Origin of the sequence: Megasphaera intestinihominis, from assembly GCF_040096415.1 — a bacterium.
Taxonomy (GTDB): Bacteria; Bacillota; Negativicutes; order Veillonellales; family Megasphaeraceae; genus Megasphaera; species Megasphaera intestinihominis.
Map to the genome: position 1 here is coordinate 1 of NZ_JBBMEU010000061.1, position 13,775 is coordinate 13,775.

Annotated in this window: 12 protein-coding genes and 1 other annotated feature; of the genes, 10 read left to right on the plus strand and 2 right to left on the minus strand. The window is 52.9% G+C overall.

Annotation, left to right across the window (positions count from 1 at the left end):
• Nucleotides 1–157 precede the first annotated feature (157 nt).
• Together cysK and cysE are read right to left on the minus strand one after the other, a co-directional pair.
• Nucleotides 158–1,102 (minus strand): cysteine synthase A, encoded by a 945-nt coding sequence (gene cysK, locus WMO23_RS09205; protein WP_020311412.1) that lies wholly within the window; start codon nt 1,100–1,102, stop codon nt 158–160.
• Between the two features lie 144 nt (nt 1,103–1,246).
• A complete protein-coding gene (gene cysE, locus WMO23_RS09210; RefSeq protein WP_020311413.1) occupies nt 1,247–1,945 on the minus strand; it encodes a serine O-acetyltransferase in 699 nt (232 codons plus the stop codon).
• Between the two features lie 54 nt (nt 1,946–1,999).
• Nucleotides 2,000–2,214, minus strand: a binding site (T-box leader).
• A gap of 655 nt (nt 2,215–2,869) precedes the next feature.
• On the opposite strand from cysE, the gene WMO23_RS09215 reads away from it, so the two are divergent.
• From WMO23_RS09215 to WMO23_RS09260, 10 genes are all read left to right on the plus strand, one after another.
• Nucleotides 2,870–3,415, plus strand: a complete 546-nt coding sequence (locus WMO23_RS09215) for a LutC/YkgG family protein (protein ID WP_020311414.1) — start codon at nt 2,870–2,872, stop codon at nt 3,413–3,415.
• Between the two features lie 15 nt (nt 3,416–3,430).
• Entirely contained in the window at nt 3,431–5,593 is a 2,163-nt protein-coding gene (gene ldhH, locus WMO23_RS09220) for an L-lactate dehydrogenase (quinone) large subunit LdhH (protein WP_020311415.1), read from the plus strand.
• 32 nt (nt 5,594–5,625) lie between these two features.
• Nucleotides 5,626–6,654: a polyprenyl synthetase family protein gene (locus WMO23_RS09225; RefSeq protein ID WP_296820926.1), complete on the plus strand. Its 1,029-nt coding sequence runs from the start codon at nt 5,626–5,628 to the stop codon at nt 6,652–6,654.
• A complete protein-coding gene (locus tag WMO23_RS09230; RefSeq protein WP_020311417.1) occupies nt 6,655–7,587 on the plus strand; it encodes a prenyltransferase in 933 nt (310 codons plus the stop codon).
• Nucleotides 7,571–8,290: a ubiquinone/menaquinone biosynthesis methyltransferase gene (locus WMO23_RS09235; RefSeq protein WP_226888102.1), complete on the plus strand. Its 720-nt coding sequence runs from the start codon at nt 7,571–7,573 to the stop codon at nt 8,288–8,290. The genes WMO23_RS09230 and WMO23_RS09235 overlap by 17 nt, the downstream gene beginning before the upstream one ends.
• Before the next feature lie 87 nt (nt 8,291–8,377).
• Nucleotides 8,378–9,673: an FAD-dependent oxidoreductase gene (locus WMO23_RS09240; RefSeq protein WP_349173840.1), complete on the plus strand. Its 1,296-nt coding sequence runs from the start codon at nt 8,378–8,380 to the stop codon at nt 9,671–9,673.
• Between the two features lies 1 nt (nt 9,674).
• The gene (locus WMO23_RS09245) at nt 9,675–9,959 is read left to right on the plus strand and encodes a ferredoxin family protein (RefSeq protein ID WP_020311420.1); all 285 of its coding nucleotides are present in this window, start codon (nt 9,675–9,677) and stop codon (nt 9,957–9,959) included.
• A 386-nt stretch (nt 9,960–10,345) separates the two neighbouring features.
• Entirely contained in the window at nt 10,346–11,044 is a 699-nt protein-coding gene (locus WMO23_RS09250) for an MBL fold metallo-hydrolase (protein WP_020311421.1), read from the plus strand.
• Between the two features lie 9 nt (nt 11,045–11,053).
• Complete coding sequence (locus WMO23_RS09255) at nt 11,054–12,328, plus strand: DUF445 domain-containing protein (RefSeq protein WP_302681321.1); 1,275 nt, start codon at nt 11,054–11,056, stop codon at nt 12,326–12,328.
• Nucleotides 12,325–13,605, plus strand: a complete 1,281-nt coding sequence (locus WMO23_RS09260; RefSeq protein ID WP_292108280.1) for a DUF445 domain-containing protein — start codon at nt 12,325–12,327, stop codon at nt 13,603–13,605. The genes WMO23_RS09255 and WMO23_RS09260 overlap by 4 nt, the downstream gene beginning before the upstream one ends.
• Nucleotides 13,606–13,775: the final 170 nt, after the last annotated feature.

The following is a 13,775-nucleotide window of genomic DNA, read 5'->3' on the forward strand; positions in this document are numbered from 1 at the left end:
TCTTGCGCCTTCCGTTGGTCGGCACCCGATGGGCTGGAAAGGCTCTGGGACGGCCCCTACGCAGCTAACCACTAACCACTAGCCACTAACCACTTAAAAGAGGCTGTCGCATGTGCGACAGCCTCTTTTCTCATGTATTGGTTGGAGGATGGTCTATTTATTTCGTTTTCTGCTGGATGAAGCCCGGCGTCGTGAGGTAACGGTCGCCGTTATCCGGCAGGAAGGCTACGATGGTCTTGCCGGCGTTTTCCGGACGTTTTGCGACTTCCGAAGCGGCATAGAGAGCTGCACCGCCGGAGATACCGATGAGGAGGCCTTCGGATTCGGTGAATTTCTGAGCCGTTTCATAAGCCTGTTCTGTCGTAACCGTGAAGACTTCGTCGTAGATCTTGGTATCCAATGTTTCCGGAACGAAGTTTGCGCCGATGCCCTGGAGTTTGTGCGGGCCTGCATGGCCTTCGGAGAGGAGCGGCGAATCTTTCGGTTCGATAGCGATGATCTGGACGGACGGTTTCTTTTCTTTGAGGTACTGGCCGACGCCGGAGAGCGTGCCGCCTGTGCCGACACCAGCTAAGAAGATGTCGACAGCGCCGTCTGTATCTTCATAGATTTCCGGGCCCGTCGTCAGGCGATGGATTTCCGGATTGACCGGGTTGGTGAACTGGCCGGGGATGAAGGAATCGGGGATTTCTTTGGCCAATTCGTTGGCTTTGTCGACAGCGCCTTTCATGCCGGTCTTGCCCGGTGTGAGGACGATTTCAGCGCCATAAGCGGAAATGAGGTTGCGGCGTTCGATAGACATGGTTTCCGGCATGGTGAAGATGGCGCGGTAGCCTTTGGCAGCAGCTACGGCAGCCAGGCCGATACCCGTATTGCCACTGGTCGGTTCGATGATGACCGAGCCTTTTTTGAGGATGCCTTTCTTTTCAGCGTCTTCGATCATGGCTTTGGCGATGCGGTCTTTGGCGGAGCCGGCCGGGTTGAAAGCGTCGAGTTTGACCAAAAGGTTAGCAGCTACGCCAGCGGCGTTGTTGTAACGTTCCGGTTTCAATAATGGTGTGTTGCCGATCAACTGTAACATGGATGTGTAGATTTTGCTCATGAGAATCTCTCCTTTTCCTATGATTCATCCCCCGATGAATGCAAAATATATTGAAAATATAGTAAGGTATACCAAATGGGTATAGATTTTATGTACACCTGTAGAGGGATTTTTCATTTCCATACAGGGTGACAACGAAGTTTATTATTTCAATGGCCGCATTTTGCCAACGCAGCGTTCATCTTGCTGGTGGTCCATCATTTCGACGCGGTGCTGCAAGAGGGCTACCTGATGCTGCAGGGCGATGATCTGATCTTCGATGGGGTCGGGCAGGCGGTTGTGGTTGAGGTCGACGTCGCGTTCGCTGTGGCTGGCCTTGAGGCGCTTGCCTTTCTGGACGACGACGCGGCCCGGGATGCCGACGACTGTCGAGTACGGCGGCACTTCTTTGAGGACGACGGAACCGGCGCCGATTTTTGAGCTTTCGCCGACGGTGAAGGACCCGAGGACCTTGGCGCCGCAGGCGACGACGACGTAGTCGCCGATGGTCGGATGGCGTTTGCCCTTTTCCTTACCCGTCCCGCCGAGGGTGACACCCTGATAGAGGGACACGTTGTTGCCGATGACCGTCGTTTCTCCGATGACGATGCCCATGCCATGGTCGATGAACAGGCCTTCGCCGATTTGGGCGCCGGGATGGATCTCGATGCCCGTGAAGAAGCGGGAAATCGTGGAAATGAGGCGGGCCGTGACGAACCACTGATGCTTATAGAAGAAGTGGGCCAGGCGATGGGCCCAGATGGCATGAAGGCCGGAATAGCAGAGCAAGACTTCCAGCGTGTTCTTGGCGGCTGGATCGCGGTCCTTGATGACGCGAATGTCGTTGCGAAGTGATTTGAACATGGCGTAGCGCCCTCCTGTGTCGTAAAAAAGTAAATAAAAAAAGACCTGCCGTCATACAGAGACGGTGGTCCGTGGTTCCACTCTGATTGCAGTCTTTCGACTGCCACTCAATACCCGTAACGGCGGCAACCGGGATGACCTACTCACGTTCAATCATCCTGCTCCCAAAGGCATTCCATCACATTCAACTTCGATAGGGGCTTTCAGCCGGTGGCCCTTACTCTCTGTGCCGTTATCCTGTGTGTACTTGTTTTGGTCATTGCATTTTTGTTTTCGTGTTGAACACATGATACCCCTTCACAGGACGTTTGTCAATAGAAAAATTGTAAAAAGATGACAAAATTGGTGTCTTATTCAAAAAGGCCGATAGAATCACGTTCTTTATATATCCATATAAGGGATTTGCCGTTTTTCGTTCATCGTTCGTCGTAACCAGGGCTTTTGTTTTTTTCGACCTACGACGAACGGCCTGCGATGAACGATGTTTTCATAAAGACTCATTATTTTTGATTAAATTTGTCTGCATACAATATCCATGTTTAGTAGATATGAATTGTATTCTCTACAATCAATCGTATACTGTAAAGCAAAATGAGCTTAATATGAGATAAAGTAATTTAAAAAATCTAAAAATATCATTACAAAAACATATCCTTTAGCGTGGTTAAACGAAGTATATAGCGTAAATAAGCCATTTTTCTGAAAGGCTTATTGATAAAAAGCATGGAGTGTTAAAAGAACACCATATTAGTAATGAATGAGCTAATAACAAAAACGCATAGATGACCATTCAAGGTTTCTCGTTTTGTATTACCCATTTTTCTATACTTATTGCACTTTGCGCATGAAATGGTATACTTATGTTAAATACTTTACTTCATAGTATTCGTTGTAGTTGTGATTTATAAGTAAAGAGGTGTGAAAATGGAAAAGACAGAATTGTATGAAACATTCCAGAAAGGGTTGACCAGCGTCAACGGCGAAAGTTACATCGCCAAAAAAGCAGACGTTGCTGCAACTCTCACCAAAATTTTCCAGGACAAGGACACACATGAAGTTGCCCTCGTTGAAACGCCGCTCCTGAAAGAAATCGGCGCTGTAGACGCATTGAAAGCCGCAGGCATCAAAGTGGATACGGATCACTTCCGCAAGAATGCCCCGGACGACAAAGGCGGCGTTACCGAAGCCGATTACGGCATCGCCAACTTGGGCTCCATTGTCCAGATGAAGGACGACATCGACTGTCGTATCGTTGAAACGGTATCGGACGTCTATGTCGGCATCGTCAAACTTTCTAAGATCGTCGATACTTTCGATGACATGATCGACATCATGGCCGAAACGAAACCGTTCCCGAAATTCGCCGGTATCATCACCGGCCCGAGCCGGACAGCTGATATCGAATGTGTCGGTACTGTAGGGGTTCATGGCCCGCGTCAGTATTCGGTCATCGTCGTAGAAGATGCGTAAGGGAGGGAACAGCACATGTCTAACGAATTACTGAAGCAAGAAATCGAGCGCGCCATGGATAATGCGCCGCTGCAGAAGGCGTTGAAGAACTTTACGACAGCTTATCCTGGCAACCGTGCAAGAGTTTACAAAGGATATGACTTTGAAGCGCTTCGTGAGAAAGTCCATGAAGTAAAATCCTATGCTCGTGACCATCTGGACGAAGTCATGGCCGAATTCATCAAGAATGCGGAAGCCAACGGGGCTCACGTATTCGTCGCTCATTCTCCGGAAGAAGCTATGGACTATGCTTTGAAACTGGCAAAAGACAACAACGTCAAACTTTGCGTTAAGTCGAAATCCATGGCATCGGAAGAAATGCACTTCAACCAGAACTATGAAAAAGCAGGCATTACGGCTCAGGAAACGGACTTGGGCGAATTCATCAACTCCATCGCTGGTGATACGCCGTCCCACATGGTTATGCCGGCTATTCATTATTCTAAAGAAGACGTTGCCGACCTCTTTGAATCGTATACGAAACAGCCGGAAGAACCGGTCATCACGAAAGAAGTCAAGACGTCCCGCCGCGTCATGCGTCCGAAATTCCTCAGCGCTGAAATGGGGGTTTCCGGTGCCAACGTCGCTGTCGCTGAAACGGGGACAGTCATTACCATGACGAATGAAGGCAACGGCCGTATGGTCGCAACCCTTCCGAAAACGCACTTATATATCTTTGGTATTGAAAAATTCGTCGCTAAGATGAGTGATATCCGCTACATCTTCAAAGTACTGCCTCGTAACGGTACAGCCCAGAACATCACGGCATACCTTTCCTTCTACACGGGCGCTACGAAAGTCGTTACGGATCCGGAAAACGATACGAAGGAAGACAAGAACTTCCACATGATCATCCTCGATACGCCGGAACGCCGTAAGATCATGGCCAGTGAAGATTACAAAGATATCTTCTGCTGCATCCGCTGCGCTGCCTGCCTGAATGTATGTCCGGCCTTCCGCCTCGTCGGCGGCCACGTATATGGCGGCTCCATTTATACCGGCGGTATCGGCACGCTGCTCACGAGCTTCCTCAACAGCCGTGAACGCGGTAAAGATATCCAAAACATCTGTCTCCAGTGCGGTACGTGTAACACAGTCTGCGGCGGCAAACTCGATATTGCCGGCATGATCCTGAAATTACGTACGAAATTCGCTCAGGAAGATGGCCTCAATCCGGTCCATAAATTCTGTCTCGATACGGTTGCTGACCGTCACCTCTTCCACTCTATGCTGCGCATCGCTTCCGTTGCTCAGGGCATGATTACCAAAGGTCAGCCGATGATCCGTCATCTGCCGATGTTCTTGTCCGGTCTGACAGCAGGCCGCAGTCTGCCGAGCGTTGCTCCGCAGCCGTTCCGCGATATCCTGCCGACAATCAAACAGGATGTTCCCAATCCGAAGGGCAAGATCGCTATCTTCACGGGCTGTCTCCTCGACTTCGTCTATGTCGACATCGCAACGGACGTCGTCAAAGCCCTCAACATGGCTGGCTATATCGTAGAAATGCCGCTTGGCCAGGCTTGCTGCGGTGCTCCGGCTACCTATATGGGCGATGTTGAAAACGCCAAGAAAGCTGCTGAAATGAACTTGAACGCTATGGAAGCTGAAAAATACGATTACATCGTATCGGCTTGCCCGACTTGTACGCATGCCCTCCGCGATTATGTCGACTTCTTCAAGGACGATCCGGAAATGCTCAAGAAAGCGGAAGCACTCCGCAGCAAGACCTTCGACTTCTGCAAACTCGTTTCCATGCTCGGCGGCTTGCCGGATACCGGCGATGGCGTACCGATGAAGGTCACCTATCACGACTCCTGCCACTTGAACCGTTACCTCGGCGTCACCAAGGAACAGCGTGAACTCTTGAAAGCTACCAAGGGCGTCGAACTCATCGAAATGCACGATTGCGATAAATGCTGCGGCTTCGGTGGTTCTTACTCCGTTAAATTCCCTGAAATGTCGGCTCCGATCCTCGAAGAAAAGATCAACAACATCGTCGCTTCTGGCGCAGATGTCGTCGCTGTCGACTGCCCGGGCTGCTTGCTCCAGATCCGTGGCGGCCTCGATGCTCGCGGCTTGAACAACATTCAGGTTAAACACACAGCACAGATCGTCGTTGAAAAACGCGAAAAAAAATAGGCAATAACGTTGGCCGGAAAGGTAAATAGAGCATGATGATAAAACAGACACTCTTAGAAACCAGCGCCCGGAAGTTTATGCCCAAATTGTTTGCCGGTATCAGCGATGACCAGGTCCGCAGAGTGAAAGAGTATATAAAACTATATACGCAGCATCCCTTTGAAGGTACAGCCACTGGCGCTGTCCTCGACGATGCAGCCTCTTCGCAGGGGAAGATGATCCGTCCCCGCCTGGTACTGATGGCCGGCTCGTTCGGAACAGACCGCGACGATGTGCGGGAGCGGTTGTATAAACTGGCGGCCGTAGTGGAAATGACCCATCTGGCCTCACTGATCCATGACGATATTGTCGACGATGCACCGGTCCGGCGCGGCAAGCCGTCGGTGCAGAGCAAGTACGGGAAGAACGCAGCCGTCTATGCCGGCGATTTCCTGATGAGCCGCATCACCTTCTATTTGATGCGCGAGGGATTGAACCGGGCAGGTATGGTCATCGCCCAGGCTGTAGAGGAAATGTGTGCCGGCGAAATCGGCCAGGCCATGTGCCGCTATAAAGAGGACGTCACTATTGACCAATATCTGCAGAACATCCACGGCAAGACCGTCGCCTTGTTCCGCGCCTGCTGCCGCATCGGTGCCATGGAAAGCGGTTGTGACGAACGGGTATCGCGGATGCTCGAGTCCTTCGGCGAATGTCTGGGCTATATGTTCCAGATGCGCGACGACCTCCTCGACTTCGTACCCGATAGTTCGATGATTGGTAAGAAAGCCCACCAGGATTTCCGCGAAGGGATCTATACCCTGCCGGTCCTCCTGGCACGGGAACAGCCCGGCGGCCGCCGGCTCCTCTACCCCTATATGGAAAGGAGCGCCGAAGGGACGCTGACTCATGCGGATATCTGCCGCATGGAAGAAATCGTCGCAGCCCTGGGCGGCCTGGAAGGCGCGTGGAACCAGATCCACACCTACCAGAAACGGGCTGAGGACATCCTCGAAGCCCTGCCGTCAAGTGATATTTCCCTGCAGCTCGGCAAGATCGTACGTAAGCTGGGGGCCGTGTGAATGGAACAGCAACATTGCTTAACACCTAAGCTGGCCGTTCGCCTGGCTGCACCGCACACCTGGCTGGCTTCTGTATATCCCGCCGTATTCGGTGAACTGTATTGCCTCCTGAAGGGCTACCCCCTTACGGGGACGCTGGCCATCACCCTCTTTTGGGCCTGCGTCTTCATGCAGTCCGCCGTCAATACGCTGAATGATTATTTTGATTTTGTAAAAGGCACGGACACTGCCGACGACAACGTCGAGGTGAGCGACGCCGTCCTGGTTTATGAAAACATCAAGCCTGGACAGGCATTGGCTTTGGGACTTGGCTACTTAGTTGCAGCCGGTCTCCTGGCCTTGCCGGCACTGGTCACAGCCGGACCGGCGCCGCTGATCATCGGCGTCATCGGAGCCATCGCCGTATGGACCTATTCCGGTGGTATCCTGCCGATATCCTATCTGCCGATTGGCGAGTTCGTTTCGGGCTTTGTCATGGGCGGCCTCATCCCCATGGGAATCGTCGCCGCCGTCAGCAGTACCTTCGATTTTTCCGTTTTGCCTGCAGCGCTGCCCTTCATCATCAGTATCGGTCTCATCATGATGACCAATAATACGAGTGATATTGAAAAGGACAGGCAGGCCAAGCGCCGGACCTTACCGGCACTTTTGGGAAGGACTCAGGCCGTCCGCCTGTACCGGGCTGCCGTATGGATCTGGATGGCACTCATCTGCCTCCTGCCCGTATGGTATATCGGTTGGTGGGGCCTCATCAGCCCGGCTTTCTTTATCGTGTTTGCCCGACATACCTTTGTCAATCTGCTTCAGTCGCCTCTGGAACCGCAGGGGCGGGTGAAACAGATGAAAGGTATCATCGCCGCCAATCTCTTTGGCAACGGTGCCTATCTGTTAGCACTCGCGATGGTCCTCTTCGGAGGTGGTACTTTTGGCTGAACTCTCAAAACGGGAGAAGGTATATCATGTATTCCAGCAGATTTCCCAGACTTATGACCGCGCCAACGGGCGCATCAGTCTCGGCATGGAAAGCCGTTGGAAAGACTGCCTCATCGAAGCTGTCTGTGAGCAGGCAGCCAAGGGCAGCCGTGTCCTGGATGTGTGCAGTGGCACTGGGGACATCGCTATTTCCCTGGCAGCGCACCGGCCGGATCTCAAGGTCACTGGCCTCGATTTTTCGCCGGCGATGCTCGACGTAGCCCGCAAAAAAGGCGCGCCGCTTGCTAACGTTACCTGGCAGGAAGGTGATGCCATGAACCTGCCTTTTGAGGATAATACCTTTTCGGCAGCCTGTATCTCCTTCGGGCTTCGCAACACCTCGGACTACCTGCGCGTCCTGCAGGAAATGACCCGCGTCGTCGTTCCCGGCGGCTGGGTATATTGTCTCGACTCCTTTGTCCCCGATTCTCTGGTCATCCGGCCCTTTTATTCGGTGTACTTCCGGTATGTCATGCCCTTCCTGGGCGGCGGCTTCCGCCATCGGCAGGAATACACCTGGCTGTGGCAGTCGACGCAGGATTTTCTCAGGAAGAAGGAGCTCCTGGACTTGTTTGGACAAGCCGGATTGATTGACAGGCAGATGAAAAGCCGCTTATTTGGGGCCTGCGTGCTCCACAAGGGGAAGAAGCCTGCGGTCGAATGAAGGATTATGAAAAGGACTTACATTACGTTACGATAGATACGAACGGAAATTAAGATAGCAAACCGTATGGTTAAGGAGGGTAAGAACATGAGTAGTGAAGAAAAATTTGATGCCATCGTGGTTGGCGGCGGTTTAGCTGGTTCTGCTGCAGCCTTGACAATGGCCAGAGCTGGTTTGGATGTTATGATGGTGGAGCGCGGTAAATTCTGCGGTTCCAAGAACTCCAGCGGCGGCCGTCTCTATGGACACAGCTTGGAAAAACTGATTCCGAATTTCGCAGCAGAAGCTCCGATTGAACGTAAGATTACGCAGGAACGCCTGTCGCTCATGACAGAAGGCGGCGCACTGAGCTTCCAGTATGGTTCGGATAAACTGGAAAACCTCAAATATCCGTCCTACTCGGTACTGCGTTCTAAATTCGATAAATGGTTGGCCGATAAAGCCGAAGAAGCCGGCGTCATGCTGACAGAAGGCTTCCTCGTCGATGAACTGGTCGTCGAAGACGGCAAAGTCATCGGTGTCATGACGGGCGGCGAAGAATTCGATGCTGATGTCGTCATCCTGGCTGATGGCGTCAACTCCCTGCTGGCACAGCAGATCGGCATGAAGAAAGAACTGGAACAGAAAGACGTTGCAGTCGGCGTCAAAGAAGTCATCGAACTCGGTGAAGACGTCATCAACGAACGTTTCGGCCTGACCGGCAATGACGGCGCAGCCTGGATGATGGCTGGCGACCCGACGGGCGGCAACCTCGGCGGCGGCTTCATTTACACCAACAAAGACAGCCTGTCCCTGGGCATCGTTACGACCATCAGCGATATCGGCCGCGTCGATGTCAGCGTACCGGACATGGTTGAACGCATGAAAGCTCATCCGGCAATCGCTCCCTTCCTCAAAGGCGGGAAACTGAAAGAATATTCGGCTCACCTCGTTACCGAAGGCGGCCTCAAGATGATGCCGGAACTCGTCCGTGACGGCGTCCTCGTCGCTGGCGATGCAGCAGCTATGGTCGTTAACCTAGGTTACACCGTCCGCGGCATGGACCTGGCTATCGAATCGGGCCGTCTGGCTGGCGAAACCGTCATCAAAGCGAAGAACCGCAACGACTTCTCGGCTGAAAGCCTCTCGGTTTACAAGACCTTGTTAGAAGAAAGCTTCATCATGAAGCTCATGAAACAGTATCAGAACCTGCCGGGCCTCTTGGAAGATCACATTATCTTCAACGATTTCCCGAAGATGGCCGACGAATTTGCCGGCATGGTCTACAAAGTAGACGGCGGCGCACCGGTCGCTCTGCCCATGATTGCTCTGACAGTTTTGGCAAACAACGGCGGCTTGGCTAATCTCTTCGATTTAGGTAAGAAAGCTTGGGAGGCGATGTAAGATGGCAAAGATGAGTGTAGACGATAAACTGGGTTTCGATAAGTTCGTGACCGATGAACACGAATCTCATATCCAGATCAACGAAGATTATCATGACGAAGCAGAAATCAAACGCTTAGTCATGGCATGTCCGGCTAACCTGTATCACTATGATGACGGCAAACTGGTCTTCAGTCATGAAGGCTGCCTCGAATGTGGTACGTGCCGCGTCATTTCCGGCGGCAAAGGCGTAAAGAGCTGGAAACATCCGAAAGGCGCTATGGGCGTAGAATTCCATCAGGGCTGATCGCAGAGGGAAAGTAAAAAAGGCTTGTCGCATGTGCGGCAAGCCTTTTTACTTTGTAGGGGTCGCCACGTGGGCGACCCGTTAGAACTTTGGATGAGTTCCCTAGCAAACTGGCTGGGGGAATCACATATATCCTCAAGCGGGCTCGCCCTCTACAGTGGTCCGTTTCAGCAACCGTCCTGCCATTCCTTGTAGTCATGGCCTGACGGGCTGAAAAGGCACGTGCGAGCCCCTACAACTAAAAATTGGAGAAATTCGCACGAGCCACGAACTACGAGCCACCAGCCCCTAGCCACAACCCTCCCCGGCATGTACACGGGCGACGCATATATGGTATAATAAAAAGTATGCAATAGCCATTAAACAACCGATAAGGGGGTTACTATATGAGTGTACAGATTACCTTTTTGAATCACAGCGGCTTTGCCGTCGAGACCGATTCCAAGGTGCTGGTCTTTGATTACTACAAGGATCCATCGGGGACGGTCAAGGCTTACAGCCAGGTCGGCAGGAAGCCGTTGTGGTTCTTTGTCAGCCATTGGCACGAAGACCATTTCAACCGCAGCATCGGCCAGTTCGGCGGTGCCCAGTACATCGTCAATGAAGATGTGCGCCTCAAGGACATTCCGGCAGACCGGTTCCATGCCATGAAGTTGTATGAAACGCTGCCCCTGGGAGATACGACGGTGACCCAGTATGGGTCGACTGATGAAGGCGGGTCGTTCCTGGTGGAAACGGACGGCTTGAAGATTTTCCATGCCGGCGACTTGAACTGGTGGCACTGGCTCGGCGATACGGATGAAAATAATGCCGAAGCCAAGAGCAACTTCGACCGGGAAATGAAACACCTTGCCGGACAGACTTTCGACATTGTCTTTTTCCCTGTCGACGCCCGCCTGGAAGGCGCCCGCGAATGGGGCGTCACGGGTTTCCTGAAAGACGTTTCGGTCACGAAATGCCTCATCCCCATGCATTATTTCGGCACGCCCTGGACGCCGTCGGCAGCTTTTAAACAGGCTTATCCGGACGTACCCTTGTGGATTCCCCAGCATGATGGCGACGACGTCATCATCGGCGGGCAGTAAGGAGGTATCATGGCAAGTAATACACACGGGGGCAGACGCAGCCAGATTGCCAATTATATCCTGATTACGGCGGCAGTCCTCCTGCTTCTGGCATACCCCTTCCAAGACTTTTTTGTCGGCGGACTGCTGACCCATCTGGCCGGGGCGGCCCTCATCGGCGGCCTGGCAGACTGGTATGCCGTAACGGCCCTGTTCCGCCGGCCTTTGGGCATCTCCTTTAAGACGGCCCTCATTCCGAACAGCAAGGAACGCATTGCCGAAATGGCCCGGCATATGATCGAATATGAAATCCTGACCGTTTCCAATATGTACAACATCCTCAAACATCATCCCATCCTGGGCGCGACGCTGGATTATCTCCATACGGAAAAGGGGTTCCAGTCGGCAGAACGCGTCTTCGGTCAGATCCTCAATACCTTCTTGTACACCATCGACATGAAGACCGTCGTCAAGGCCTTTGCCGGCATCGGCGGCCAGGTCATCGAGAAAGTCGACCTGGCACCGATCATGAGCAAGGCCATCAAAATCGGCCTGCGCGGTGAATCGGGGAAGGATTTCCTCGATTTCATGATCCTCAACCTGGAAGACCTCGTGCGCAGTGAAACGATGAAGCGCTATGTCGGCGAAATCTACGAAGCCTCCCTGCGCCAGTACGCCAAGCACAATATCTTCCTCGGCTGGGCCATCAAGGCGGCCTTGAAGATGGAAGTCTTCCAGCCGGACCACGTAGCCGGCCTCTTGCAGACGAAGTGCCTGGACCTCCTGGCCGAAGCCAAGGAAGACAATTCCCTACAGCGCCAGCAGGCCCTGCGCTATTTGTGGAAACAGACGGAAAAGATCGAATTCAACGACGAATGGCGCCAGCGCATCGACAGCTATAAGAACCGCATGTACAACAGCCTGGTCACGCGGCCGGACACGAAAGAAGCCTGGCAGCGCTACGTCCAGGACCCGGAACGGCAGAAGCGGGTCTGCAAGGTCGCAGCTAATTACGTCATCAATAAACTGGAATCGTGGCGCCAGAGCCCAGACCAGGTGGAACACATGAACCGCCAGGCCCTGGCCTTTGCGGCCCGCGAATTGAAGCGCCTCCAGGTATGGTTCGGCAAGACGGCAGAACAGGAAATCCTGAAATACGACGGCAATTACCTGGCAGAACAGCTGGAAAACAGTGTCTGGTATGACCTGCAGATGATCCGCGTCAACGGTTCGCTCGTCGGCGCCATCCTGGGTGCCGTCATTTACCTGGTCATGTACGCCGTGAAGGGAGGGGCTATCTTATGACATACAGACAGCGTGCCAATATGATTTTAGGCCTGTCTTTCGTCTGCTTCATCGCCATTTTCCTCTGGTGGTATACGCATGACGTCTCGGTCTGGGAAGAACTGCTGTTCTTCGTCATCCAATCGGCCCTCATCGGCAGTATCGCCGACTGGTTCGCCGTTACGGCGCTCTTTGAAAAGCCGTTGGGCTTTCCGTATCACACGGAACTGCTCTATCGCCATCGCGACCAGATCATCGACAGCATGACCAAGATCATCTCGGAAAAGCTTCTCCAGCCCAATATGTGGCAGGATAAGCTCTATCAGATTTCTTTCATCGATAAGCTCGTCGGCTGGCTGCGCGGCCCGAACGGCCGGGAAAAGTTCCGCAGCGTCCTCTACGAAGTGGCTCAGCGGGCTTACCGCTACGCTCAGAAGGGCGGGACCCAGGCATCCATAGCCTCGCACATCCGCAAGTACCTGAAACAGCAGCCCCTGGTCAGTTTCTTCCAGGACCGCCTCATTTCCCTTTTGGAAGACCCGAACAGCAACATGTTCAACGATGCCATCGGCCTCGTGCGGGAACTGGTCAACAGCGACGACTTCGACAGCCTCCTGGAAAAGCTCATCCTCCAGTGGCGTGAAGAATCGCAGCATTCGTCCATGTCCAGCCTCACACTGACCAAAGTCCTGGGCATTGTCGATACCCGTAAGATTGCCAAGGATATCAAGATGGGCATCGTCGAATGGCTCGACCAGTGGGAACATGCCGAAGGGGAACAGCGCGAATGGCTGTGCCGCAAACTGGAACTCTTCCTCTATTCCATGAACGGCCAGCTGGCCTTTGGCGTCCAGAACTGGCAGGACCAGTTCGTCGACTCCCTGCCCATCGAGCAGTGGCTGACGGCGACCCAGAATTCGGCCAAGGACTATTTCACCAAAGGCGACCAGGGCAAGGAAGAACTGAAGGATTTATTGGAAGAACAGTTCATCCATTACCTGGAATACTGCCGGTCCTATCCGGAAATCAAAGACTGGCTCGATGAACAGATACGCCGGGCCTGCAACGTCATCCTGGAACATGAACACTCGCTCATCGCCGTCGCCGTCCGCGACGTCCTGTCGGGCTTCGACAAGAAGCGGTTCAACCAGTTCCTGGAAAGCAAAGTCGGCGAAGACCTGGCCTGGATCCGTATCAACGGGGCCATCGTCGGCGCATCCATCGGCATCTGCGTCTTCGGCTTTTTGAAATTATATCAGTTCACCATCGTACCGCTCCTGCGGGGCATCGTACTGTAGTGGGAGAAAAGGGGCTGTTGCATGTGCGACAGTCCCTTTTCTGTAGGGGCTCGCACGTTGTCAAGAATAACATCGTTTACATTTTGTGCAAGGACATCGTTTACATTTTGTGCAAGGACATCCTTTACACTTTATGCAAGCACATCGTTTACAAATTTCTTCTTATTGAA